The organism is Niallia sp. Marseille-Q9988, from assembly GCF_976954375.1.
In genome coordinates, this window is record NZ_CDRJSZ010000013.1 from 107234 (window position 1) to 133618 (window position 26385).

The 26385-nt window shown below is 33.3% G+C and carries 21 protein-coding genes and 1 pseudogene; 18 read left to right on the forward strand and 4 right to left on the reverse strand.

Annotated features, from left to right (window positions below; genetic code table 11):
* Positions 1-38 precede the first annotated feature (38 nt).
* The 4 genes and pseudogenes from ACWNMZ_RS20845 (at position 39) to ACWNMZ_RS20860 (ending at position 2904) form a co-directional block, all read left to right on the forward strand.
* A complete protein-coding gene (locus ACWNMZ_RS20845) occupies positions 39-188 on the forward strand; it encodes an SHOCT domain-containing protein (protein ID WP_019380829.1) in 150 nt (49 codons plus the stop codon).
* Positions 169-1338 carry an MFS transporter gene (locus ACWNMZ_RS20850; protein WP_016204384.1) on the forward strand — a complete coding sequence of 390 codons (1170 nt, stop codon included), beginning with the start codon at positions 169-171 and terminating at the stop codon, positions 1336-1338. Before ACWNMZ_RS20845 ends, ACWNMZ_RS20850 begins: the two co-directional genes overlap by 20 nt.
* Before the next feature lie 168 nt (positions 1339-1506).
* Positions 1507-2458, forward strand: a pseudogene (trxB, locus tag ACWNMZ_RS20855) (thioredoxin-disulfide reductase).
* A 320-nt stretch (positions 2459-2778) separates the two neighbouring features.
* Positions 2779-2904, forward strand: a complete 126-nt coding sequence (locus ACWNMZ_RS20860) for a hypothetical protein (protein ID WP_449598867.1) — start codon at positions 2779-2781, stop codon at positions 2902-2904.
* A 503-nt stretch (positions 2905-3407) separates the two neighbouring features.
* On the opposite strand, the gene ACWNMZ_RS20865 is transcribed toward ACWNMZ_RS20860, so the two are convergent.
* The gene (locus ACWNMZ_RS20865; RefSeq protein ID WP_016204248.1) at positions 3408-4742 is read right to left on the reverse strand and encodes a hypothetical protein; all 1335 of its coding nucleotides are present in this window, start codon (positions 4740-4742) and stop codon (positions 3408-3410) included.
* A 394-nt stretch (positions 4743-5136) separates the two neighbouring features.
* Complete coding sequence (locus tag ACWNMZ_RS20870; RefSeq protein WP_031536138.1) at positions 5137-6414, reverse strand: IS110 family RNA-guided transposase; 1278 nt, start codon at positions 6412-6414, stop codon at positions 5137-5139.
* 959 nt (positions 6415-7373) lie between these two features.
* Here ACWNMZ_RS20870 and ACWNMZ_RS20875 point away from each other — a divergent pair.
* The 8 genes from ACWNMZ_RS20875 to ACWNMZ_RS20910 all read left to right on the forward strand — a co-directional run bounded on the left by ACWNMZ_RS20875 (position 7374) and on the right by ACWNMZ_RS20910 (position 18859).
* Positions 7374-7757, forward strand: coding sequence for a pilin (locus ACWNMZ_RS20875; protein WP_016204246.1), 384 nt, complete (start codon positions 7374-7376; stop codon positions 7755-7757).
* Between the two features lie 68 nt (positions 7758-7825).
* Entirely contained in the window at positions 7826-8176 is a 351-nt protein-coding gene (locus ACWNMZ_RS20880) for a PrgI family mobile element protein (RefSeq protein WP_016204245.1), read from the forward strand.
* 1 nt (position 8177) lies between these two features.
* The gene (locus ACWNMZ_RS20885; protein ID WP_016204244.1) at positions 8178-9086 is read left to right on the forward strand and encodes a hypothetical protein; all 909 of its coding nucleotides are present in this window, start codon (positions 8178-8180) and stop codon (positions 9084-9086) included.
* Complete coding sequence (locus tag ACWNMZ_RS20890; protein ID WP_251628544.1) at positions 9034-11148, forward strand: VirB4 family type IV secretion system protein; 2115 nt, start codon at positions 9034-9036, stop codon at positions 11146-11148. The genes ACWNMZ_RS20885 and ACWNMZ_RS20890 overlap by 53 nt, the downstream gene beginning before the upstream one ends.
* Before the next feature lie 20 nt (positions 11149-11168).
* Positions 11169-15569, forward strand: a complete 4401-nt coding sequence (locus tag ACWNMZ_RS20895) for a type IV secretion system protein (protein ID WP_251628542.1) — start codon at positions 11169-11171, stop codon at positions 15567-15569.
* Positions 15570-15575: 6 nt separating this feature from the next.
* A complete protein-coding gene (locus tag ACWNMZ_RS20900) occupies positions 15576-17648 on the forward strand; it encodes a peptidoglycan DD-metalloendopeptidase family protein (RefSeq protein ID WP_251628539.1) in 2073 nt (690 codons plus the stop codon).
* Positions 17649-17669: 21 nt separating this feature from the next.
* On the forward strand, positions 17670-18218 hold the full coding sequence (locus ACWNMZ_RS20905) for a hypothetical protein (RefSeq protein ID WP_251628538.1): 549 nt from the start codon (positions 17670-17672) through the stop codon (positions 18216-18218).
* Positions 18218-18859, forward strand: coding sequence for a hypothetical protein (locus ACWNMZ_RS20910; RefSeq protein WP_449598868.1), 642 nt, complete (start codon positions 18218-18220; stop codon positions 18857-18859). Before ACWNMZ_RS20905 ends, ACWNMZ_RS20910 begins: the two co-directional genes overlap by 1 nt.
* On the opposite strand, the gene ACWNMZ_RS20915 is transcribed toward ACWNMZ_RS20910, so the two are convergent.
* Positions 18860-19606 carry a hypothetical protein gene (locus ACWNMZ_RS20915; RefSeq protein WP_251628534.1) on the reverse strand — a complete coding sequence of 249 codons (747 nt, stop codon included), beginning with the start codon at positions 19604-19606 and terminating at the stop codon, positions 18860-18862.
* Positions 19599-20780 carry a hypothetical protein gene (locus ACWNMZ_RS20920; protein WP_251628532.1) on the reverse strand — a complete coding sequence of 394 codons (1182 nt, stop codon included), beginning with the start codon at positions 20778-20780 and terminating at the stop codon, positions 19599-19601. The genes ACWNMZ_RS20915 and ACWNMZ_RS20920 overlap by 8 nt, the downstream gene beginning before the upstream one ends.
* A 350-nt stretch (positions 20781-21130) precedes the next feature.
* Here ACWNMZ_RS20920 and ACWNMZ_RS20925 point away from each other — a divergent pair, with 350 nt between their 5' ends.
* The 6 genes from ACWNMZ_RS20925 to ACWNMZ_RS20950 all read left to right on the forward strand — a co-directional run bounded on the left by ACWNMZ_RS20925 (position 21131) and on the right by ACWNMZ_RS20950 (position 26006).
* Complete coding sequence (locus tag ACWNMZ_RS20925; RefSeq protein ID WP_251628530.1) at positions 21131-21967, forward strand: ATP-dependent DNA ligase; 837 nt, start codon at positions 21131-21133, stop codon at positions 21965-21967.
* Positions 21968-22101: 134 nt separating this feature from the next.
* On the forward strand, positions 22102-22254 hold the full coding sequence (locus ACWNMZ_RS20930) for a hypothetical protein (RefSeq protein ID WP_164463770.1): 153 nt from the start codon (positions 22102-22104) through the stop codon (positions 22252-22254).
* A gap of 762 nt (positions 22255-23016) precedes the next feature.
* Positions 23017-24195, forward strand: coding sequence for a S8 family peptidase (locus ACWNMZ_RS20935; protein WP_251628528.1), 1179 nt, complete (start codon positions 23017-23019; stop codon positions 24193-24195).
* A gap of 106 nt (positions 24196-24301) precedes the next feature.
* Positions 24302-24766: a hypothetical protein gene (locus ACWNMZ_RS20940; RefSeq protein WP_449598869.1), complete on the forward strand. Its 465-nt coding sequence runs from the start codon at positions 24302-24304 to the stop codon at positions 24764-24766.
* A 77-nt stretch (positions 24767-24843) separates the two neighbouring features.
* Positions 24844-25260, forward strand: a complete 417-nt coding sequence (locus ACWNMZ_RS20945; RefSeq protein WP_251628524.1) for a hypothetical protein — start codon at positions 24844-24846, stop codon at positions 25258-25260.
* A gap of 26 nt (positions 25261-25286) precedes the next feature.
* Positions 25287-26006 carry an AAA family ATPase gene (locus ACWNMZ_RS20950; RefSeq protein ID WP_251628522.1) on the forward strand — a complete coding sequence of 240 codons (720 nt, stop codon included), beginning with the start codon at positions 25287-25289 and terminating at the stop codon, positions 26004-26006.
* Positions 26007-26385: the final 379 nt, after the last annotated feature.

Sequence of the window (26385 nt, forward strand, 5' to 3'; positions counted from 1 at the left end):
GGAGTTGCCTTCAGCAACTCTTTTGGTGGTGAATACAAGTGGAAAATACAATGGAGAATATAATGTTTTATGGTATGGGTGGATTAATTATGACCATTTTTTGGGTAGTTATTTTTGTTGGTGGAGGCTATTTTGTATACACATTCATGAAAAATAAAGAAAACGGACATGAAGATAACACAAAATAGTCGTGAAATGAGTGAATTGATAATGAAAAATCCTATTTTTATTGTTTTATTTATGAATACCGTCTTCTCAGGTGTGTTAGCTTTTTCAAACTTATATATAAACATTTTTTTATGGAATCAAGGAGCAAGTCTTTCTACTATAGGAGTATACAATGCCTCGGTTTTTGTATCTGTGTTCATAGGAACAATGATAGGGGCATATACGATGAGGTGGATGAATAGTCGAATGACGTTTGTTTTATCTTCTTCCTTTCTACTAGCGGTGTTCGGATTACTCATAAGTAAAGAAGAGAATGTAATAGGATATATTATCATTTTAGGTACTTTATATGGTACAGCTGTAGGATTGTATTATTCTGGATTTAATCTTTATTCAATATTATTAACCAACCCTGAAAATAGGCAACTTTTTATGGGGATGGAGCAAGGTATGAACCGGATCACCGCAGTCTTAACACCATTAATATTTTCTTATTTAATTCTTTATTATGATTATAATGAAACATTTCGATTAATATTTGTTATGTTGATTATTCAAGTGATTATAAGTTTATTTACACCAAAATATAAAAGCAACTTCAATATTTCATCCTTACGGTATAAAGATATATGGAAGGAGTATAAAGCTGTTCTCGTTTCTATAGTGGCTTTTGGTTTCTTTCAAAGTATAATTCAACTCGCATCCAGCATTCTCTTATTTCAATATGTTCAGAAGGAAACGATTGTTGGATGGTTAAACACATTATTTGCAATTACAGGAATCTTAACACTTGTTTTCATAAGCCGTCCACGACTTGTAAAAAGTAGAATGAAGGTAACGTATGTAGGTGCTATATTAGCGACCGTCATGACTATTTTTTTATTTTTCCCGAGTTTTTCAACATTGATTATTTTTAATGTATTGGCAGCAATTGCTTTACCTCTAATATGGATCCCGGTTAGTGTTATTCATTATACAAAGATTAAGGAGCTAGCTTGCGAGTCAGAGGTGGATTGTGATATTGGATTAACGGCTCACTATCTGTTAATTAGGGAGTTTATGCTCAATGTGGGGCGTACTTCCTTTTATTTATTCCTTATTATGGGGCTAGATTTTACACAGGGATATCATTACATACCAATCTTTTTATTTTCTTTGGTTATCCACTAGTAATATATATATGTAATAAAGGTCTGTTTAGAGAACTAGGTTAATTGTTATGGAATTGCTAGTGTAGTAACTCTTCCTACCTTTTAGTTTTATTTTACTCCTTGGGTAAATAAAGAAAAGATGGGATAAGATAATCGTAAAATATTAAAATCAGTGGAGGATATAATCGTGGAAAAAGTCGTTATTTTAGGAACGGGTCCTGCAGGTTTAACAGCTGCTATTTATTTAGCAAGAGCAAATATGAAACCAATTGTTATAGAAGGAGATCAACCAGGCGGCCAATTAACACTAACAACTGAAGTTGAAAACTTTCCTGGTTTTATTAATGGCATTATGGGACCAGAACTCATGGATAATATGAGAAAACAAGCAGAACGTTTTGGAGCTGAGTTTAAAAGAGGATGGGTAACTAACGTTGATTTTTCGAAAAAACCGTATACCTTACAAGTAAACGGAAAAGCAGAAATTGTAACAGAGTCTCTCATCCTTTCAACAGGTGCTTCAGCTAAACTTTTAAATATTCCTGGAGAGAAGGAAAACATCGGGCGAGGAGTGAGTACCTGTGCAACCTGCGATGGATTCTTCTTTAGAGGAAAAAAGGTAATTATTGTAGGCGGTGGGGACTCTGCGATGGAGGAAGCAAGTTTTTTAACTAAATTTGCAAATGAAGTCATTATCGTGCATAGAAGGACTGAACTCCGAGCCTCAAAAATTATGCAGGACCGCGCAAGAGAAAATACAAAGATTACTTGGGAATTAAATAAAACACCTATCGAAGTTTTGGCAGGAGGGAATGGCGTTACAGGTTTAAAAGTGAAGAATAATGAGTCTGGAGAAGATGAAGTGATACAAACAGATGGGATATTTGTAGCGATTGGACATACACCTAATACCGGTTTTTTAAATGGTCAAATTGAAACCGATGAAACGGGTTATATCAATGTTAAGTCTGGAACAACAGAAACGAATATTCCTGGAGTTTTTGCATGTGGGGATGTTCAAGATAAAAAATACCGGCAAGCCATTACAGCCGCAGGTACAGGTTGTATGGCAGAATCTAGATGCAGAAAGGTACGTAGAAGGTAGTGCTGTTCACGACTGGAGTAAAACATTTAGTTGAGTGGATAGTAAAAAACATTACAAAAAGTAGAAAAAACGAGATTGAATCTCGTTTTTTTAATTAGAAGTTCGTTAAATTATGTTAAGTCCAATTTCTATTTCCTTAATCTCCATAAACATCTACTTTTTCTACACTAGTTTGTAGTAATGGTTCAGCGCCTTGGGGTGGAATTGAATCAATAGTATCCCTAATGTTTTGAATCGACTTCTCAGGTTTTTGCTTCTGTATTAACATCGGCAATAATTTTTTCCATTCAGTCCTTTCCTTTTCTTCGTTAAGGTCTTCTATTTCGATTAATCCAGCAGTATATGCTTCTTTTTATGGGCGAAGTTTTACTCCAAGAGGGGGAGCTTCATAATGGATTGTTTCACGTCATTAAATTCGTAGGGCAAAAAAGAGTATCGGTAAAAAAGAATGTATTATTGATCGAGACAAATGCAGATTAGAGACAAGCAATTTTTTCCCATGATATGGTGAATATAGTATAAAGAGGGAAAGCTCTAAATAAAAAAAGTAAAGAAAGGTCCTTTAATTATACATAGAATTTCTTTACTGCACAGTACAAAAATACTGTTCAACAAGAAAATTATATTCTACAATCAGGCGCTTTAATTGAGAAATGAAAAAAGCCTAGTTTCTTCACAGTTAATTGAGAAATTAGGCTTTTTGATATTGAAATTTCCTTAACGTTGTAAATCCGCATTTTCCTGACGCTACCCCTCTTTGGGGAATAAGTCAATACCCTAGGGGAAAATAAACCATATATCATCATAAGGATAAAGAAGGGGTAATCGTCAGGAAAATAGGTTTAGCTTTGCAAAACCGCATTTTCCTGACGCTACCCCATGCTATGAGAAGAAAATTTTAATACTCGCATTTTTTTACTTTATTTGATGTAAAAACTTTGCTTCAATACACCTTCTAGTGAGCACAGTTTATGGTTTTATTATTACATATCAAAACTCCATGATCCTTGTACGACACCAAAAAGCAATAAAAATTCGAGTGAACTAGTAACTTGATGGGAATAAATTTTCTTGCTACCAGTTGGGTAATTCATATAAAATTCATGACTTGGTGCTCTATCATGTTTTCCATAAGCAATAAATGATTTATTAGAAAGTTGAGCAACATAATTATAATCAATTTTAGGAGCAGAAATTTTTGGAACACCCACTGCATGATTCACAGCCCACATTAAGTCATTAGTTTTAACTCTATGTTTAAGTAATTTAATTCCACTATCCGATGCAGTTCCAAGAGATTTTGGTGATGAACAGCTTGAAGCAGTACAATAATGTGATTTTGAAACACTTTTCCATAAGGTTACTGCTGCTGGTTGACTTAACATTGCATATACTCTAGCTTCTGTTCTGTATTTGTCAGAATAAGCAGTAGGATTTGATCTATTATCTCCTTTTAAGTAAGGATAGTCATCATTAGTTAAAACATTTGGATTTTTAACTGACTTGAATGGTATATAAGTCCTGTAATCAAATGAAAACTCATTTGATTTAGGAATTGCTTTTGTACCAATAGTGCCGCTACCCTTTGCCTTTTCAAAGATAGGATCCATAATTGGATCTTCAGTCAATGACTCTTCCTCTACGGATGGTATTGCTACTAGGGTAGATATTGAGCCATCATATTCAAACATTTCATCAGTTAATACTATTTTTTCTTTTATTGCTTCATTTTTTATTAAATCTGCAGTTTCTTCAGAAACAACATTATTAATTTTTAGCATGTAATTGTATTCTTTGCCACTCTCTACATTAGTATCAACATAATGTAGATCTGTTGTCTCAGCGATTTTTACATTATTTTTGAATATTTCATAAACATTATCTTCATCTGGAAGTTTAGGCCATTGTATAGTTACTGAATTAGAGGTGACGATAGTTTCTAATCTTGTATTTTGAACTATGCTATCAATATATTCCTCTTTTTCTGCGGTATTCATAGATGTTGGTTCAAAAATATTATGTTTATTATCAGCCGCTTTAACAGAGAGTACCTCGTTTAGTTTACCATTTGAATAGACTCCTATTTTATATTTTTGTGATTGATCAATATAGTCTGTATATTTATTGTTTGTACCACTATATTCTAACTGGTCGTCTTTGTATATTTTATAGTATTCGTTCTTTTTAGGGCTTAACTCTAAGATCACCTTATTATCATTTGTTTTAACAGTTACATCATTGTCAGCGCTAACAATTAAGGGAGACATAGCAAATCCTAAGGCTATAATTGAAGTAAAAATAATCTTTTTTTTATACATTTTTTCCTCCCTCTATAAATATTGATTTATCAACGGTTTGAGCCGTTGTTGGGGTGTCAAAAAAATATTTTTCGACACGATTCCTAACAGAATTTATATATTATGTGTAATTATTCCAACCTACGGGTACGCTACGCGGTCACTACTGGATAATTATAGAAAGTAGTGATAGGGAATTATGCGATGCACAATGGATCTCTGCGTAGCTTATGATGACGTACCCTCCCATGTCTCTGGGCATCTATGTGCCTACATTCCTTCGTTCGGTCTAGTCATAAGGCAGAGGCTAGCGAAGCTCCTTTAGGGACTCAAGGTCGAATGGAAAATATATTGCCAGCTTCTCCGTGTCATCCTGTTGTCTAGGTCTTATTGTCTTATTAAGGGGATGTAGGGTTTAAACAGCCTCTGCGAGACCTGGAATATCCCTCATCATTCGCTGTGCGTCAAACGCTTTGTGCTTGGTACTAATTCCATGTAATACTTTTAATAGCTTACCGCATAAAACCACGATAGATTGCTTCTTGCGTAATGGATTAACCTGACGGTTTGTGTAATACTCGTGCAGCTTTCTAAAGGCTTCATTATGGCGAATCATAGGCATCATAACTCGGAACAGGAGGGCACGTAACTTTCGTCTGCCCCGTTTAGAAATACGTTTTTGTCCTTTATGCAGACCAGAGGAATTTTCACGTAACGTTAATCCCGCGAGTTTGATAAGTTGGCGTGGATCTTCGTAGTGTGAAAAGCTTCCAATTTCGGCTAATAAGTCAACAATGGTGGTATCTCCAAGTCCTTGGACGGTTGATAGCCATTCATACTCTACAGACGTTTTTACAAGTTCAACTAAGTGCACCGTAATGTTTTCGATATCTTTCTCTAATTGATGGTAACGGCGAACGAGCGTGGCGATTTCAATGTGGGCCATCTCACGTCCTTCTGTTACCCCGATAGAGTTAGCCGCGACTTCAATAAGGCGCACTGCTTTTGGTCTTTGTGGGGATTTTAGCCCCTCGACCTTTCGATAAAGGGTTAAGACTTCATCGGGTTGTTTTTGGTGAAAATCACTCGGAAATGGAGTACATTCAAGTACAGCTAAAGCCATTTTTCCGAATGAAGGAAACACCTGAGTAAACTCTGGGAAATAGCGATCTAACCAGCGAATCATCATGTTTTTGAGAGAGCCTAACTCCTCTACCAACTTGCTTCTAAAAGTTGAGCCAACACGAAGTTCTGCTTCCATTTCCTTTAAAATACGCGGATAACTGAAACGACCGTCTTTAATAAGACGAGCAATTACTAGCGCATCTTTTCGGTCATGTTTAGTTGGAAGATTGTCGTCTAACTCCTTTGAACGTTTGACGTGCATCGGATTTGTCATTACTAAGGGGATGCCCCGTTCCTCAAGGAAATAAGCTAAATTGAGCCAGTAATGGCCAGTAGGTTCAATCCCAACAATAACCTCTGTTTTTTCATTTTCTTTCATTGCGGTCAAAATACGTTGATAGAAATAATTAAAACCGCTATTAGACTGGGAAACAGCAAAAGACTTTTGAAGCACACGACCGCGATCATCTACAAAGCAAGCGTAATGCGTACGCTTGGCAATATCGATTCCGACCACAAGTGTTTTCTCGGTGACTTGATTTATTTTCTGATTTTGTTTAAAATCCATTATGGAGTCCTCCTTGGTTACAAATTAGGGGTCATTTCGTCGACGATTTGACACCCCGCATCATACCAAGAGGGCTCTTTTTGTTCAAGTCCCCGAAAATCCTTCTAACAGGAATGCTCCTTTTATTTTTTAAATTTTCATTACAAACCTATATATGTATAGTAGTAATGCTATAATTAATTGTAACAATATACATCTATACTATATATAGGTATAACTTACTAATATTGGAATTAGGAGGAGGTACTATGTTTATCATGAAATTAATAAACAACTTTTTTATCAGACTATTAATTTGTTCTGTTTCTTCAGCTTTTTTTCTTGCTCTTTTTTTGTTTTACTTTATTAACACGGTTCCATTTTCTATTTTCGACTCTTTTGATTTAGCTTCATTCTTGTTATTTTTTACAATTTTTAGTTTAATCTATCTAGTATTAGGAGCGCCCATTCAATTTTTCTTTAGAAAGTCCCTAAATAATTCCTATATTAAAAATTTTGTATTATTTTTTATATTAGGTTTTATAGTTAATTTGATTTTCTATCCGCTTGCTACCGATCTAAATCCCAAATTTTACTTAGACCAAAATTTTTATTATATGATCATCTCTAGTAGTGTAATATTTTGGTTGAATGATTTAATTTTCCTAAGAATTAATCACGAGAAATTAAAATTCTAAAATCATATTAATAAATATATCAAGAGCAGCATTATCTAGTATTTCTTCTAATAGTTTTACTTTCTGATGTTTTAAATTAAAGTTGGGTTTCGTATCAGTATATTTTTTGGCTAAAATACCTTGACCATATTTCTTGTTTTTATTATGATAAGGTTACAAGTGAAAAAACAACGGGAAGTCCCCGAGAATTCTATGGCATTGTACATAAGTACAATCTTCCATAGTCTTTTCGGGGACTTTTTTTATTGGTTTTTCCTTGATTTAAAAGGAGGGATTTTAAGAATGAAGACAGGGGCAATCAAAAGAGTAAAAGGGTTAAATGATATTCCTTTTTACCTAGGGGCACTGATACTAACCTATCTTTACTTATTTGTTCCAGAGTCTGCATTAGCAGCATGGAAAAAAGCTGGAATCACCAGTCAAGGGAATGTAAAAGACAGTAAGATATATACCCAGTTAAATAACGTTGTATATCTTATCACAGGAATCGGTGCAATATGGGCACTAGCTTGTATTATCTTTGCTGGAATGAAGTTATCAGGCTCACAAGGGAATCCACAAAATAGAACACAAGGTTTTATTGGTCTTGCAATGGCGGGTATCGGAGTCTTTGTTATTGTACAAGCAAAAGTAATAGCTGGTTATTTTGCAGGATTTGGAGCTTAAATATTGATTTGAAACCCCTCTATCGTACTTTACATTGAGGGGTTCATTTCTAGGAGGGAAATTATTAAATGAGTCGAAGAGCTGAGGTTCCAATAGATATGGCATCTGAACAAAAAACTATTTTGGGATTCATCTCAATTAGACAATTGATTTATCTAGGAGCAGCAGGGTCAATAGTTTATGCATATATCCCAATGGTATACAAAATATTCTCAAGTGCCGGTGTTATTGTGGCATTGATAGCATGTGTATTTAGTGTTATTCCAACAGCAATTTTCGTAATTGTTTTTGGCTTTTTTAAAAAGAAAAATCTTCATTTAAACTTCGATCAGTACTTTTTAATAAAAATGAACATGAAAAAACAAAATGGCATATGGAGAAAAGGAACGTATCCAAAGAAATGGATGGTGAATAGTTAAAGTGGGAACTCTTTTGATTATGCTGCTCTTTGCAGTTGGTGCATATGTTTTCATGAAAATCATGCTGAAGGAACCGATTATCCCAGGTAGAGGAAAAAAAGCAACACCAATAAAGTTAAATAAGAAAAATAATGAAAAAGGGAAGAATAATCCTCTTCAGGCCGAAGAAGATCCAAGAATATTCGAAGAGTTATTCTCAGATGTAAAAGATATATCTAATCACCTTATTCATTATACTGATTATTCTTTTTCTATAATCGCTGAAGTAGACCCTGTTAACTATTTTCTTAAAAGCCAATTTGAACAAGAGGCAATTGATGTGACTTTTGAGAGTTGGACAGCAACACTTAATTATCCTGTAAGTGTTTATCTCCAAAATAGATTCGTTGATGTTTCGGAGCCTATTGAAGCAATGAATAAAGTAATGGAAGAATCCAAGGATTTAAATGAAGCTGCCCTTTCATTTGGAAAAGCGATGATTGCAGATATTGTTGAATGGCAAAAATCTGCACCAAGATTTGAAACTAAAATTTATATGATTTTCACTCATAAAATAAATGTTAACTCTATTAGCGCGGATTCTGAAGAAGAGTTAGAAGAAAAAATTGTAGATAAAGCTTTTGCTGAATTAATGAGAAGGGTTAATTCAGCAAGAAATCAATTGCGAAAAGCCGATATACATGTCTCTCTTTTACCAACAGAAGGTATTTATGAATTACTTTACTATACATTTAATCGTCGTAAAGCTGTAAAAAACCGATTTAAAGATTTGGTTAATCAAGAAAAGGATGCATTATATGTAACTGCAGATCAAACAGACTCTCATATTGACTTAGTAAAGGAGACGATTCAGGAATATGAAGATAATGAAAACGAAAGAGAGAGAGCAAGAGAAAAAGAAGCTAGCTAAAAAAAATACTAGTAAGAAAGCAAAAGGGAATAAAAATAAAAAAAGCAATGAAGTAAAAGATATAGATTATCAAATTGATACAAAACCAACAATGTGGGAAATTATTTCTCCGGAAGGCTTAAAAATTGAGTCGGAAGATTATGGGGTTATAAAGACATCATTAGGTACAAAAACATATTTTAGACCAATGTACATACCTCGAGATGGATATCCACGGAAAATGCAAACCAATTGGCTCAATTCCTTACTATCAAGTGGAGAGGTAGATGTATTTCTTGATATTCATAAAGTTGGTAAATCAGATGCAATCCGTACTCTTCAGCGACAAATTACAATGTTGGAATCTAACCTCTCCTTTCAAACGAAAAGAGGGAATATTGACCAAATTAATGATTTAACAGCAAAGATAAGAGATACAGACTTATTGATGTCTGAAATACAGTTTGGTGAAAATGATATGTTTAATGTTGGAACTTTGGCCATGTTATATGCAGAAAATGAGAAGCAATTAAACTATTTTAGTGAGTCTTTAGAGGATGAATTAAGTAGTTCTTTCTTTGGATTAACTAGTACATGGGGCAGGATCCAAAAGGGGTTCAAAAGTATCTTGCCCTTTGGAAAAAACCAAATACATGATTCTCTTAGAAATATAGATAGACGTGCTTTATCTACTTTCTCGCCTTTTATTTCTGGAAGTGGAAAGTACATGGGTGGAGTTCCTATTGGGATAAATAAAATTACTGATCAACTTGAATTTATAAATAGTTTCGGAAATGAAGATTTTCGACCTGATAATTATAATATGTTTATTTCTGGATTTTCTGGTAGCGGAAAGTCCGTTACTCTTAAACTCTTAATTGCAAGAGAACTTACCGGAGCAGATGTATATGCTAGATTAATAGATCCTGAAGGGGAATTTGTAAAAATAACAAAACGATTAGGTGGTATTAACCTTAACATAAATGAAGAAGAAGATATTTGCATTAACCCACTTGCGTTAAATTATTCAGATATTCCATTTGAAGATGGTGATGAAGAACTAAGTTTAATAGAAGAAGATGATGAAAAAGAGATAGTGGAAAAAGACGGAAAAACCTATATTCGGTTTGTACCAATAAGAGAAAAGATAAATGAAGCAATTGATTTCTTTGACATTATTTGTAGGGGAAAAAACCAAGAGGACAACGGACTGGATGTATTTGAAAGAAATTATTTAGAAGAGGCGCTTCAGTATGTAATCCAAGATACATTGAAGATCACTTCTCATCCGGAATCCTTGTTTGAAGATAACGTAGCAACCATTAACAACCAAATTGTTCAATCAAGGGTTAGAAAACCGGAACCCACAATTAGTGATATTAATGAATACTTAGTTGAAAAGTTTGGGGAAGAGCCTAAAGCTTTTAGATTAATTGCAGCCATTAAACCTTTTTTAAGAACTGGTAGTAAGCCTATATTTGACGGTCAAACATATTTAGGAAAAGGTGTAAATCAATCATTAGAATCTGCTAGACTCGTTAATTTTAACATTAGCCAAATGGAAGAGGGCTTTTTAAGACCAATTGCTTATCATGTATTACTTAACTATACATGGGAGCATTTTGTGAAAAATTTGGATAACTCAAAGTTAAAGAAATTTGTTTACGCAGATGAAGCATGGACTTTAATAGATTCAGAACAAACAGTCAATTTCCTTGAAAAAATGGCTAGACGTTCTCGAAAACGTAATGCTGGTTTAAGACTAGCTAGTCAGGACTTTGTTCGATTTGTTGAAAATAAGAAAGCTCGCGGAATTTTACAAAACACGTATTCTTTTATGTTTTTAAAACAAAGTAAATTAGATTTAAAAGCAATACGAGAGAACTTTGATTTATCAGAGGGAGAAATTAATATTCTCTTTGGTAATCCAGATAAGGGGGAAGGAATCCTTCGAGTTGGTAAATCTTCGGTTTGGTTAAGGACTAATCCTAGTAAAGAGGAATTATTCTTTATCGAATCCAATGAAGCCGTTTATGAAGAGACAATGAAAAGGCAAGCACAAAGTGCTAATAGATTTTATTAAAAAGGAGGCGCTATCTTACATTGAATAAGCTCCAGGAACTTATATCTTCATTGTTTTCTGTAATGGGCGATTGGATTGCGACACCTTTTAAAAGTCTACCCACTTTAAAAAGTTTAATATTTGGTGGCAATGAAAATTTAGCCTTTTTAACTTTTACAGAAAAAGAAATAACAAAGGTATATACTCCCGGTATGAATAGTTTTACCGCTTTAGCTGTTACTGTTTTATTAATAAGTATCATTATGGCGGCAATGAAAATATCTTCAACGAGTATAAATCCATCTAATAGAACCTATGTTATTGAATATTTTAAAGAACTTCTATTAGTAGCTGTACTATTTGCTAATTTGTACACAATATATGCAGTTTTATTCCTTACTAACCAAGCAATCGTAGGTTTATTTAGTTCAGATGTAGACTTATTAAACTTAAAAAGTTCTATTGAAATATCTAAATATCCTGGTGGAGTGTTAGGGGTTTTAGGAATAACAATAGTAAAAGTTGGTCTTTGTATATGGGCGTATTTCTATTATTCTATGCGAAAATTCACACTTATGTTGTTACTAATTATTGGACCTCTAATGCTAGTATTTTTCTTAATTCCTCAAACTAAAGGTATTACTGTAGCATGGTTTAAAGAGTTAGTTGGTACTATATTTGTTCAATCTATTCACGCAGCGGTATATTTCATAATGGCGGTCATGGTAGGGGGAGCAAATCCAATAGAAGCTGTAATATTAATGATTATTTTTATTCCTGTAACGGAATCGATAAGAGCATTAATTGGACTAGGCGGAAAAATGAACGATGGATTCTCTAAGACTGCTGCAATGATGGGAGGTTCTGCGTTAGTCGGTATGTACGGTGCTGCAAAGGGAGCATTACAGGGTACTTCAGTTTCAGATGCGATTAAAAGAGGTTACCTTAATGCAAAAAACAGAGGAAGTGGTAAATCTTCTGAAGGTGGCAAAGACATTGGAGAAGATGGAGAGGCAATTGGTGACCTCAAAAAAACATTGGGTGCTAACACTGGTACAGATACGGGAACTACTTTAAGCGCTGAAAAGATGTTAAAGCCTGGTAATATTCTTTCAAGAAGCGGAAAGGCAGTATTTGGTGCTACTGGAGCACTCGCTGGTTCAGCACTTGGACCAATGGGAGTCCTAGCTGGCTCTACAGCTGGTTTTCATGCTGGGGGAATAGCTGGGGGGCTTGCAGGAAGAGTAGGTGGAGCAAGTGCTCAATTATTAGCAAACAGAGGTTCAGCACTTTTAAAAAATGGACTTAAAGGATTTAAAGATATTAATAATGCTGATAAAGCAGCAGATGAACAACTAGCTAATGCAATTGCTGATGAAAAAGCTACAGCATGGGCGAGTGATAATGAGGAAGGGTTCAAAAAGGACTTTAAAGAGCGTTTCCCAGATGCGCATGAAGAGGCTGTTAATAAAGCTTGGGAGAATGAAAAATCTTCAAAGAAAGCTGGATTTTTAAATGAAGCTAGGGGAATGGTTGCGGGAATGAAAAGTAAAGAAGGAAAAAACGCAAATGCTTCCTCTTTAGTTAATAACGCAACTAGTAATCTTACAAATAAATGGGCTGACAATAATAAAGAAGCCTTTATGAAAGATTATGATCAAAAAAATCCTCTCCCACAAAACGCTAGTAAAGAGGATATAGCTCTACATCAGACATCACGCGATAACGCATGGCAAGCAAAAATAAAAGAGCAAGAAAGTTCAATCAATAGTTTGGCGAAAGATGTTGCTAATGATATCGGGAATGGTTCTCCCCTCAATCATAGCTATATAAATAAAGAAGACTTTGAAAAAAGAATGGCTGAAAGAATGGCTGGGGGTATATCCCAAAATGCTATTGCTAAGACAAGTACAAGCCTTGCAAAAGATTGGGCAAAAAATAATAAAGAGTCCTTTATGAAAAACTATGATGAGAAGAACCCTTTACCTCCTAATGCAACTCCTGAACAGAAAGTAGCACATACAAATGCTAAAGCGGAAGCATGGAAAAATGAAGTTGATAGTAAGCAAAAAAGCATTGCAAATGTATTAGGTAATGGAAATTTAAAGTTGAGAAATGGACAAGAGAAAAATCATCAATTTACTAATCAATTGGCAAAAGATATCGGATTTATAATGGGAGAAAATAGTCAAAGTAATATAGATAAAATTGGGGATCAGCTACATACCGTTTATTCACCTAATCCAATATCAACTGCTACTCAATCATTAACAACTAGTTGGGCTAATGATAATAAGGCTTCCTTTATGCAAAATTATGATAAGGCGAATCCTCTTCCGGCTAATGCTACTTCCGAAATGAAAACCAATCATGCTCAGGAAAAGCAAAAAGCTTGGGATAACCAAGTACAGCAGAAACAACAGTATATCGGAAGTATATTGAGCAATCAAAGTAATGCCATCATGTCTGGAAAGAAAGTTCCTTTAGAAAATGTTACAAAGTCAATTGCACAAGAACTTGGCGTTACTGCTAATGATACAGGTAAATTAAATGCAATTTCCAAACAAGTACAAGGTGGATTATCTTCTGCACAAACAGCTAGTTCACAAATAAGTAAAACTACTAATACTTTAGCAACAAGTTGGGCCAATAATAATAAAGAAGCTTTTATGCAAAATTATGATAAAGCGAATCCTCTTCCAGCTAATGCAACGAACGAAATGGTAACGAATCACGCACAACAAAAGCAAAAAGCATGGAACAATGAAGTTCAACAAAAGCAACAAAGTATTGGTAACATCATTCGTGATAATGGTAATGCAATTCTTCATGGTACACCGTCTCAAATCAGTAAAGTAACTTCTGCTATTGCACAAGAAATGGGAGTTAGCACAAGCCATAAAGCAAGTATGAATACTATTACTCAACAGCTTCAAAGTGGACTTTCTGCTCCAATGTCTCAAATTGATAAAGGACTTAAATCTATTAGTTCCATTAATAATGTAAAAGATGCTGTAGCTTCTGTAAAAGGTTCTTCCATGTATTCGGGTAGTGAAGTTAATGTACCATACGTTAATAATCAAATTGCAAGTATGAAAATAAATGAGGCAAGAGAAAGTTTTGCTAATAACAGTAATTTACCTCGTGCTCAAGCATACCAAAACTTTGATTCAAGCGGAAAAGCACAAGAGATATTTTCATCAGTTCAAAAATCTATGCCACCTAATCTTCCTTTAGGACAAAGAATTATCCAGAATTCAGCGGGACGTTTTACAGCAGGATTAGGAAATGGTCTAGTACAAGGGGTGATGGGTGCTTCAGGCCTTAAAGAAGTAAGTCAATTTGTAGGAGATACGAAAATTGGTCATGCTACAAAAACACTTGGTATGACAACAGCCACTTCATTTATTAAAAACAAGCCAAACCTAAATAGTCTAGCACAAAATCCTACTCAGTTAGTTTCTGTTGCAAAAGAAAGCCTTATAGAGGGCGGAAAAGCTTTTGTAAATGATTATAAGTCTTATACTCCAAGTAATTTGGTAGAGAAGCAAGCAAAATTCCGAGATGCCGTTGCTTATGCTGGTGGAGTTGTAGCTGGGGTTGGAGGATATCAAGTTATGGCTAAATATGCCGCTCCAAGCATGAACAACTCAAAGGATTTTGGTCTAAAGGGCTTTAACCCATATAACAATGCAGTTAATAAACAAATAAAAGAAATTTCTGATGTAGCACATATGGCTCAAACGATTACTTTAGATAATGGCCAAACTGAAATTGCACAAGGTGCCATTCAAATGGTAACTGATAGTAAAAATACAGTAGTTCAAGTTAGGGATAAAACTGGTCAAACCCATGTAGTGTCACGTATGGCATCAGGTCACTCTGGTTTAAAAAATAACCAAGTGGTTTATCAGGATTTAACTGTTAGAGATGGTCAATTATTAACAGCAAGCTCTTCCTATTCTCTAGACAGTGGTGGTGGGAAAATACCTGCTCCTAAGATTAATGTAAATCCTAATCAATTATTTACCAATCGAAATACCAGTAAGTCTCCAAGAGTAATACAAGAAGTTCAAAGCTACAATCAGTTAGTTGATAGTGGTCAATACTATATAAAAGATGCACTTAACGAAATGGAAAATATAAAAATGGTGGTCGATCATAATAGAAGCTATATGACAGGTACTAAAAACGGAACAACTTATCGAATTTCTCCTTATGGACCAGGAGACGCAAGAGTTCAAAATGATAAGATAATAACAGCAAATTGCGAAGTCCGAAATAAAAAACTAGTTCCTAATTTCAATGATTCGGATAGTGATTTTACAACTTCACTTAAACCTGAAGATTTAATGTCATATGCCGTACCGAATAAACGTAATTTTGCAAGAAAACAATTAGAAATGCAAAGAAATAAAGCATTTACTAGTTCATTAAGGTGATAATTTATGAGTGATAATAAAAATACTCAAGAAACCCTCAATGAAAAGCTAGTTAATGGGATGAAGGGATTAGGTAGATTTCTATCTAAACCCTTTTCTAAAAAACTTAAAAAGAAAGCTGTCGCTATTGGAAAAAAGGCCTTAAAGGCAGCAATAAAAGTAATTTTAAAAGTATTAAAACAAATTCTATCATGGATTATTGGAACTGTTGGAGTACCTGGGATCTTAATAATCTTAGGAACAATAATTGTAACTGTTCTAATATCTGTTGCCTTATCTTTTTTTTGGACCACAGATAGTAAATTAAGTGGCGATGATGCAAAGATACAAGCTTATATTAAAGAGCAATCTCAATCAACTGTTAATATGAATAGCGAATTGGAAAGACCTTATCGAGTACCTGAAGGGCTTATATCTTCTACTATTATGTTAGATTTCTTTGAACAAAAAGATTATAGTCTTAAACAAACAAAAGGAATAATCAAAAATATGGCAACAAAACTAGCACCGGAGTTCGAATATGGCCAGTATGATGAATGGAAAGAAAAGCAGGTAATCGTTTGTGAAGAAGGTAAAAAGTGTGATGTTGGAAAGATTCAGCATACCAAAAACATGGTTACGAAATTAAATTCTGTAGAATATTGGAATGGCTCTACTATATTTACCTATAAACCAAAAGTAACAGCATGGAAATCGAACACAGTAATTACTCATAAAACTATAAAAGTAGACAAAAAGGTGGAGTATTGGAAAGCATTAAGTGTACCTGCATATTTAGCAGATCAAACGGATCCTTATTATCCATTTTTTAATTCCAGTAGTAAAAGTTGGAAGTCCTTACTTGCGGAAGAGAAAAGACAAGAGAAATATAACGTTAACACTACTGGATATACAAAAGTATATCTTTTAAAAACTAAGACAGTTAAGGTGGATAAAGTTATTGAAGTAAAGACGACTACTAAAACTAGACAACAATACTTTGATTCTAGTAAACAAGTAACACAAGATTATGCTAATTTCGATTCCATTTTAAATTCTATGGGCCTAGGATTAGACGAAAAAATGCTAATAGAGGCCAATTATAGCTTTCTAGAGGGAGATATAAATTATATTGATTGGCTAAAGGGGAACGGCGGTGTCTTCGGTTTTGATGATATTAGCTATGATGGTGATATTATCCCTGGAGCGGGGGTTCCTCCTCAATATATGCCTATTTATCTATCAGCAGAAAAAAAGTACGGGGTTCATTGGTATACATTAGCTGCTATACATAGTAAAGAAACAGCTTTTAGTACAATCAAACCGATGATATCGTATGCAGGCGCCGTTGGCCACATGCAATTTCTTCCTAGTACCTGGACAGGCTGGAAATATAATATTGGAGGGGGAAGAGTATCAAGTAATACCGATATAACCAACCTAAGTGTAATTAAAGCTGGTGGTGGGTACGGCGTAGACGGTAATAATGATGGAAAAGCCGATCCGTTTACATTAGAAGATGCTATTTTTACTGCTGCTAATTATCTATCTAAAAATGGATATTCGAAAGATAAAAGAAAAGCAATATACCAATATAATCATGCAGATTGGTATGTTAATGATGTATTAGCTAGAGCAGAAAAATTCAAAACAAGTGCTACCTATAGCGGTGGTTCTGATTCTCCAGAACTAAATCCAGGCAGTTTTATCAGACCTACAACAGGAAAAGTAACATCTGGATTTGGTGCAAGATGGGGTGCTACTCACTATGGTATCGATATTGGATTAGGCGGAAGATCCAATGTGAAAATTTATGCAGTCGCAGATGGTATAGTGCATAGATCGTATCTAAGTAGTTCATATGGGAATGTTGTTTACATTCAACATACAATAGGTGGTAAGAATTATGAAACTGTATATGCACATATGCAAAATAGAGCTGTTTCTGCTGGCACAAAAGTAAAACAAGGGCAGTTTTTAGGATACATGGGTAGTACTGGGAATGTGACTGGACCACATTTGCATTTCGAAATTCACTCACCTGCTTGGACTTCAAACAAAGCCAATGCTAAAAATCCTGCTTTGTACATTAAATTTTAACCTAATATAGAGGTGTGAAAAATGAAATTAATTAGTAAACTACGATTTTCTATCATATTAATCGTTTTAGCTATATTTTTAAGTGGGTGTTCGTCTAGTTCTAATGCAAATATTAAAGTTACAGAGGATAATATTAATTATCTTAAAGACTACGATGAATCGTTACAGGAATATATTACTGAAATGACGAGTATATTAACAAATTTCAATAACTCTTTGGATGGTCTATACACCCATGAGGTAAGTAATAATCAATTCGCTAAAATAATGATAGAAACAATAAAAAAATCAAATGAACTTGTTTCAAATGTAGAAGCATTAGATGTAAATCCTGAACTATTTGAGACTCACCAAAATCTTATTGTTCTAGTCAACCGCTCCCATCAGTTATTACTTACAGCAATTGATAGTGCCAATAATAGTAGTAGCGATGAATATGCTACTGTTGATAAAGATGGACTAAGACAAGAATATTTAGAAATAAAAAAAGAACAAGCGAATATTGCTAATCAATGGAAAATATTAAGAGAAGAGCTTGCGAGTGCAGCACTGGAAGAAGTGAAAAAATAATGAAAAAAAAATACTTTTGGATCATAAGCGTTTCAATTCTAACAATTTGTGTAGTTATTTATATTAGTATTTCATCCAATCAAAAATTAACTCCTGTTGATTTAAAGGAAATGCAAAATGAAGTAGCAGAAGAAATTTCAATGAATGAAAGCTACCAAAATAAAACGATGGAGTGGGCAAAAAAGAATGCAAAGGTTAACATGGAATTAGATTTAGGTTTTTACGAACCAAACCAACATAGTGACGTTTCTCCTGAGAGGAACGTCATAAACTATTTTATGACTGGATTATTACAAAATAATATAGATTATTTTACTTCTGCTTTTGATGTTGAAGTACTTTCACAGGATTTATTTCAATCAAAAGAAGAAAATAAGGAGTTAGTGGTTAAAGAAATCATAAAAAGAATTTCTAGAAATGGAACAATTGAAGGACTTAAAGTTAAGGAATCTAAGGGAGGAATTGGTCCAAACTCAAATAAAGTTTTATTAGAAATTTTATATAAAGATGACATATCTAAAAAAGTTAATTTTTTCATATCTCCTTCTGAATACTCTCATTCGTTGGAGCATCAACACTCTACATTTTCAATAGTCACTTCCGCTTGGGATATCGTAAAACAGATAGAAGGTACGGATTAACTATTCATCCGTACCTCTTGAATTTATTAAATATGCATTGTCAATTTCCTCTTTTGCTTTTAACCATGTATCGAATGTTTGGATATATTTATACGACGATGGGAGATTATTTGCCCTTGCAAATTCATCCCATTTTGTTTTAGACGAGTTAAGAAATTTGTAAAAATACTCTTTTCTCAGTGTTAGTTCTATAAGTTCATCTTTAGACAAATTAAATGTTTTCTTTTTCTCCACAATGTTAAGAATCTCTTCATAACTATAATAATTTCTTATTGTTTTATATGTCGGTAATTTATTTTCCTTTGCATACGTATCCCATTGGGATCGAGATATAAAAAACTCTTTGTGTTCTTCAAGCATTTTTTTAATATCTATTTTTGTGTATTTTGTTGCTCTCACACTTTCTACATTGATTGCTTTTTTAAATGATGACCAATCCTTAAATACTGTTAAAATTTGACCAGGTGATGGGATTCCATTCTCGTTAGAAGCAAACTTATTCCACAATCTAATTGTTTTAGCATGTTCCCTATGTTTTTTTCCTATTTCAATAAGACTATCTATATCGTATTTCTTTTTTATTTTTACTCCTACTGCATTTCGGATTTCGTTCCAGCCACCAAAAACCTTTCTTAATGAGTAATATGAAGGAAGGTTATGTTTTGAAGCATATTCATCCCAATTACCTACTGTAGTAAGATTTTCCTTATGTGGTATTAATAACTCAATTAATGTATCTTTATTCATTATTCGCTCCTAGAATTTGGGGAGAATCGTTTATCATTTTTACTATATCTTCATTTGAAGCGTTCAATTCCCTTAGTTCATCAGTTACTTCATGAAATTTTTCACTAGAGATGTCCTGATATAAAAAATTGGTAAGATGTAGTTTTTGAGTAAAGTACTTTTCTACCGTATCCTCTAGATAAGTTCTATAATCGTTCTTTTTGCCAAAAGAGCTGATATAATGTTTGAAATCTTTTAATTCAACATCAGGCATATAAAAAGACTTGATATCAGAGAAGTCAATATCCTCTAAATATTCATATTTGATTAAAGCACTATTAACATTATACTCTGGATTTCTTTTTAAAGTAATAATCATTTTTTCTGGTCTATATTTAATGATATTAGAACTGTCTTTTTTTTCCAAAATTACATTTTCCACTGTAAAAAGGACCGCTTTAATAGGTGTCGAATAATTCCGCTTAAACTCGATATTCATTTTTCTATTATATTTAAGTAACGGGTCAGGCATTAATATATATAGTTTTTCGTCATATGTTTCACCAATCATGAAAATGGTATCGCCAAACATAGGCAATCTATTTAACTGACTAATTGTATCTTCTATATAGTAAGTAGTACAGTATTTTTTTAATAAATCGGGAGCGGAAAGCCTAGCCTCTTCATACTTTAATTGCTCATCTTTATATCTATCAGAGTGTTCTCCGAAAGTATCTTGATGCCATTTTTCATATGATTCCTCTGCCTTTTCTTTTTTAGTACGATATCCAAAACAATAAGCAATATAATATCCTAACATCCATAATACTAAAAGGGGAGTCATGATAGTCAGTACCACATATGCTAATAAGTCTTGTCCTAACTTCGAAGAACCAATAATCATGAGAAATAAACTTAAAATTAAAGCAAGTGCTAAAAATATCATAATCACTATTGCTGCTCTTGTTAAAAACATCATTATTGCATACAAAGATGTCCCTGGTTCACCTTCATAAATCAAACCTAATTTATCAAAGAAATCAATGATTTTAAGAGATTCCAAAATTGGATAAGTGATATCCCATCTGTAAACTGCCAATACAAATAGAATAAGTCCCAATAAACCTGCTAACCCTGTTTGTTTTCCTCTTCGGTACTGAACAAAACCATTAAGGAAAGTTAATACTGTATTCATACCTGACCCTCTCCCTTTTATAAACAAAACAAAAACTACATCATTTATAACTAAATTATAAATTATTACCAAAGTTTAGTCAATGTACTTAGCCAGGCTAAAACGGTAACCAAATATAACAAAATCAAACAGACTTCAAATGCATAAAATAGACGGGATGGTTATATATTAGTCTTACAACATGAATCCCCACACTTAAGCCCTTTTAATAAACTGAAGGGCTTTTCCTTAGTTAAGTTAAAACCACATTATTCCTCTTTTAACAATAACGTTCTATTTATGGTCCTATCTGTCTCTGTTATGATATTAGAAGAGGTGATAAATCTGTGCTAAACACTCCTTTAAAACCAATGTTATTACAACCATCCGAGATTATATCAACTGATTCAAATTATATACATCAGTTGAAATTTGACGGACATAGAGCATTATTTCATTACGATCATGGGAAAATCACTATCTACACTAGACATGGAAATGATGTTACAGTAAAGTACATTGAATTACTTAATATAAACTTGCCTGTTCGAACATGTATATTGGACGGAGAAATGATTGTTCTTGATAAAAATAGTGAAATACCCAAACCGAATTTCGAATCCCTTATGACACGATTTCAAGCGTCTCAAAGAGATAAAATTGATTCTCTCGCAAAATCCATCCCCGTACACTTCGTTGCATTTGATATTCTATTCCTTAATGGAGTATCTACAATACATGATCCCTTAGAAAAGAGATTAGATATCTTAAGTTCGATTATTGATAACGACCATCTAATTTCAGCAGCTACTTCATTTAACGATGGACAAACCCTATTTAATAAAGTGAAGAAGCTAGGCTTAGAGGGGATAGTAAGTAAAAACCTCTCATCTAAATATAAATTAGATAGTCGAACCTTCGCTTTCCAAAAAATCAAAAATTACCAATTCTTAATAGGAAATATTTATGGATATAAAAAACATTCTTTTGGATGGTTGATAAAAGAAGGGAACCAATCAAGAGGAATTGTGGAATTTGTCCCCAAAAAGGAAAGGGAAGCCTTTTATAAAATATCAAAACAATTAATTATCGGGGAAGATAAGAACTTTGTTTATTTAGATCCACTTCTAAAAGGAGAAATTAAATATCAATGTTTAACTTCTAAAGGTTTTATGAGAAGTGCTAGCTTTCAAAAATTTATAATTTAACACCCTTTACATAATGTAAGGGGTTTTTGTTTGTCCTAATGAAAAAATGGTGTGATATAATGGTGATACAACTACATAGGTGCGGGTGGTATGCACTCTTTTCCTGTCTAAGAGGGAAAGGAGGTGACATACAAATGGATTTCGTATTGGACTTACTCAAAGATGTAGCAAAAATTTTTTTTACTACTCTAGCTGCAGGCTATGCAAATCGCTTTGCAAGCAAAAAGAAGAACAAACGAAAACCCACCCCGCGCCGTCGGAAGCATAAGGGTGGGTCTTCTAAATAACAATTTAGCATACCACTCGTAAGTAGTTGTCCAAGGAGTTCTAGCTCCTTGGTTTTTTTAGTTTAATTCTTATTTATTATTATATACCTTTACTACGAAAATTTCGATTCTTATGAATTGAAATAATTAGATACCATTACTTCCAAATTTTTAAGCCTAAATTCCATTAGGAGTCTATCTGTTCTCAAAAAAATCAATGTCTCTAAAAAAATATAGTTTGTTTATAAGAGAATATTATAAGTAGATATTTATATTTATAAAAATATCTTTAGCAATCCTTATAAAACAAAAAGAAGAGATGATTTACGGTAGATCATTTATTGATTTGTGTATAAATTCAACTCTAATATCAACAAATCCTCTCAAAAGCATTTATCATAAATATTGCCATTTTTTTCTCTGTTGTTTTCAATATCCACATTACCAAATAGATAAAAACAAAGATTACCTCTTCCTCATATACCAATAAAATTCTAGAAAAAATTACTATTTAATCAGAATAATAAAAGTTTTTTTAGTTTCTATTATTCGCCTTTTCATACCTCTATCGGACATGTATTTAGGATAGAAAGACTATCACGTGTATAGACATCTCATAACTTAACTAACAGGGAAAAACCATATTCATCATATATACAGAGAAGGTTTTATTGGGGGGAGAGGGGGGTTTCACACGTAGTATAATTGTTATATATTTCATTTGATTCATTAATTTGGTAATATTATTTCGTAAAAATAATAAAAAACGGGGAGACAAATAATATGAAAAAAATTATTATTATTATAATTTGCATGCTGTTTACTTTATCTACCATTACAGGTACAACATTAACATTTGCAAAGGAAGGCAGTAAGAATGATGCTCTGAAAAAGGAATATATCATTGCTTATCAAGATAGTGTAGATAAGGAATTGATCAAAGAAGTTGGTGGGCAGACACTTCAGACCTTCAAATATTCACCGGCGGTTACTGCTAGTTTGACAGAACAACAGGTTAAGAGATTAAAAGAGAAAAAAGTTGTAGTAGAAATCGAGCAAAATGAAAAAGTATTCGCTGCAGAAGACATTGATAAAAAAAGCAGCTCTCAAGTAAACGAGTCTACATATCCGAATTGGAATCTGAAACAAACAGGCATTAATAAAATACACAAAAAAGGAATTAAGGGGGAAGGCATAAAAATTGGAGTAATTGATTCTGGAATAAATAGCAATCACTCCGACTTAAAAGTGTATGGAGGATTTAATGTATTAGATAATAATGGTTCATATGAGGATGACTACGGACATGGCACAAGAGTAGCTGGAATCATTGCAGCTCTTGATAATAATGTTGGTATAAAAGGCGTTGCACCTGAAGCCAAACTATACTCAATAAAGGCATTGGATTCAAAGGGAGAAGGGATGATTAGTGATATCATCAGTGGTATTGAATGGGCTATAGAGAATGATATGGATATTATCAATTTAAGTTTACAAACTACTACGGAAAATAATTTGTTAAAAAAAACAATTAATAAAGCCATTAATAAAGGAATTATTGTTGTAGCGGCGGCTGGAAATAAGGGGAGTGTAGAATCAGGAAGTACTTTAACCTACCCTGCAAAATATAAAAATGTAATATCAGTAGGTGCACTGACTAAGAAAAAAGAAAGAGCTGATTTTTCTAGTGTCGGAAGAAATTTAGATTTAATGGCACCAGGCGAGTTTGTTTATACAACATTTGATGATGGGTATTTTGTAGCGTTCAGTGGTACGTCAATTGCAACTCCTCATGTTACAGGAACAGCTGCACTTATGCTTTCTGTAAACCCAAACATGTCTCAACTTCAAATAGAAGAGATTCTAAAAAAAACATCTACACCTATTGGTGAAAGAAGGCTTTATGGCTCAGGATTATTAAATGCAAACAAAGCAATTAACCTTTCTAAAAAAAAGAAATAAATTACTATTTTTGTTATATTTCACTAGATTTTCATTAGATTTTTACCAGATTTGTATGTTAATATGTATTCATAATCCAAAATTTAACAAAAAGGGGTTGGGAATCTTGTTGAAAAAATTATTAATAGCAACTACTGCTACAACATTATCTCTTGGTATCTTACTACCAACGACATCAACTTTTGCGGCTTCTGTTAATGAAAAGCCTACTGTTGTTTCAGTTGACACTGATACTACAACAAAAGAAGTGGAAGCTGCTGGTGGCAAAGGGCTAGTAATAAAAGGCGCTCTTTACACGATTAAAGGTGCTGTTAAAGCAGGTGACTGGATTTTAGGTTTAATTGAAGAGCATATGAGCAACGGCGCAATAAAATATTTGAAAAATAACACTTCCAAGATAAATAAAGGCTTAGATAATGCAATTAAAAGATTTGATGATGCTCAAAATTATGCACAAGAAACAGTGAGAAGCATCATTTACCAAGGATTAAGAGATGTAAAAGTTCCACCTACTTATGCAGAAGATATTGCTGAGAATATGGCAGCCGTTGTAAGTTTCCTTGCATTTTAAGGAATTAACAGATTAAAATAATAAAAGTAGAAAGATTCTTCTTTCTGCTTTTATCTTATTTTGGAGGAGTGACTACTGTGGAGAAAAAAATAGAAATGCTTGAAGAGCAATTGAAAACTTTAACAGAACAAGTTAGGCTTTTAAGTATTTGTAAAGTGACTAATAACGAATTTCCATATTATAATTTTTTGGTAACATCAGGAATAACTGCGAGTCAAAGATCGTCTATTGATTTATTCTTCCTAGTACTCTCAGAACTTTTAAATGGTAAAAAAGAAGAAAGACATATTAAAGTATTAAAAGAATTAGATGCTGATTCAATTCTTGATGAGAACCAAGAGATTATATTTCCAGAGGTTATGAACACGTTAAAGAAGATTTTAGACGTAGATACTAGTGGTTTAATTGAGGAAATGCTTGATTCTATGTTGGATCAGGGCGTTAAAACCAATATTGTCACTCAATTGAAATCAAACTTGGTATTTGATGAATAATAATATTGCCACTAAAGGTGTTTTTTATGTATCTTAAAGAGGTTAAATTAATTAAAGAGAACATTATTAATTATAATAAGTATCCTTTTTCTATCCCTTCCATCAATAAGTTGGAAGAATTACACATCAATAATAATGTTACTTTCTTTGTAGGTGAAAATGGTACTGGTAAATCAACCTTACTCGAGGCAATAGCATATAAGTGTGATTTTAATACTGCTGGAGGAGGAAGAAATAATACCTATGAACTCCATGCCGCAGATTCTGATTTAGGAGATCATATAAGATTATCCTGGATGCCCAAGATTACCAACGGTTTCTTCTTACGGGCAGAATCGTTTTATAATTTTGCAACCCATATTGATAAAGTTGGAGCTTATGGAGCTTATGGGGGCCGTTCATTACACCATCAATCACATGGTGAATCGTTCTTATCTTTATTTTTAAATAGATTTAGCGGGAAAGCTATCTATTTATTAGATGAGCCTGAATCAGCATTATCACCTCAAAAGCAATTATCATTCCTAAAGATTATCAATGACTTGGTAAAGAAGGAAGAAGCACAATTTATTATAGCTACCCATTCTCCCATTCTTTTAGGGTATCCCGGAGCGTCTATAATAAGTTTTGGTGAAGATGGTCTTAAAGAAGTTGCTTATGAAGAAACAGAGCACTATCAAATTTCGAAAGTATTTTTAAACAGTAGACAAACTATAATCGAACGATTATTTAACGAAGAAGATTAAACAAGTAGTTAGCAAGTTAAAAATAGTAAATATATATTATGTAAAACGCTTTTATAAAGCGTTTTTTTGTGCGTCAGTCATACAAATTCTATTCTACAGTTCTATGTCAAAGTCCAATAGGGTTGCTAACTTTATGAAGAACTCAGGCGATTATAAGAGGGAAGGTAGTTGAAGATGAATTAATATCAGTTATTCTTTAGACCGAAAAGTCTAGGCATATTGCTTATCAAGCAAAAAGAAGAGAAAATGAAAACCCACCCCGCGCCGTCGGAAGCATAAGGGTGGGTCTTCTAAATAACAATTTAGCATACCACTCGTAAGTAGTTGTCCAAGGAGTTCTAGCTCCTTGGTTTTTTTAGTTTGATTCTTATATATTATA

Bases quoted from the DNA above. Each gene is read 5' to 3' on its own strand.
- ACWNMZ_RS20850 (WP_016204384.1), top strand. From the start codon at position 169: ATGAAGATAACACAAAATAGTCGTGAAATGAGTGAATTGATAATGAAA.
- ACWNMZ_RS20860 (WP_449598867.1), top strand. From the start codon at position 2,779: ATGGGCGAAGTTTTACTCCAAGAGGGGGAGCTTCATAATGGATTGTTT.
- ACWNMZ_RS20865 (WP_016204248.1), bottom strand. From the start codon at position 4,742: ATGTATAAAAAAAAGATTATTTTTACTTCAATTATAGCCTTAGGATTT.
- ACWNMZ_RS20870 (WP_031536138.1), bottom strand. From the start codon at position 6,414: ATGGATTTTAAACAAAATCAGAAAATAAATCAAGTCACCGAGAAAACA.
- ACWNMZ_RS20875 (WP_016204246.1), top strand. From the start codon at position 7,374: ATGAAGACAGGGGCAATCAAAAGAGTAAAAGGGTTAAATGATATTCCT.
- ACWNMZ_RS20880 (WP_016204245.1), top strand. From the start codon at position 7,826: ATGAGTCGAAGAGCTGAGGTTCCAATAGATATGGCATCTGAACAAAAA.
- ACWNMZ_RS20890 (WP_251628544.1), top strand. From the start codon at position 9,034: ATGAAGATAATGAAAACGAAAGAGAGAGAGCAAGAGAAAAAGAAGCTA.
- ACWNMZ_RS20900 (WP_251628539.1), top strand. From the start codon at position 15,576: ATGAGTGATAATAAAAATACTCAAGAAACCCTCAATGAAAAGCTAGTT.
- ACWNMZ_RS20905 (WP_251628538.1), top strand. From the start codon at position 17,670: ATGAAATTAATTAGTAAACTACGATTTTCTATCATATTAATCGTTTTA.
- ACWNMZ_RS20910 (WP_449598868.1), top strand. From the start codon at position 18,218: ATGAAAAAAAAATACTTTTGGATCATAAGCGTTTCAATTCTAACAATT.
- ACWNMZ_RS20915 (WP_251628534.1), bottom strand. From the start codon at position 19,606: ATGAATAAAGATACATTAATTGAGTTATTAATACCACATAAGGAAAAT.
- ACWNMZ_RS20920 (WP_251628532.1), bottom strand. From the start codon at position 20,780: ATGAATACAGTATTAACTTTCCTTAATGGTTTTGTTCAGTACCGAAGA.
- ACWNMZ_RS20925 (WP_251628530.1), top strand. From the start codon at position 21,131: ATGTTATTACAACCATCCGAGATTATATCAACTGATTCAAATTATATA.
- ACWNMZ_RS20930 (WP_164463770.1), top strand. From the start codon at position 22,102: ATGGATTTCGTATTGGACTTACTCAAAGATGTAGCAAAAATTTTTTTT.
- ACWNMZ_RS20935 (WP_251628528.1), top strand. From the start codon at position 23,017: ATGAAAAAAATTATTATTATTATAATTTGCATGCTGTTTACTTTATCT.
- ACWNMZ_RS20950 (WP_251628522.1), top strand. From the start codon at position 25,287: ATGTATCTTAAAGAGGTTAAATTAATTAAAGAGAACATTATTAATTAT.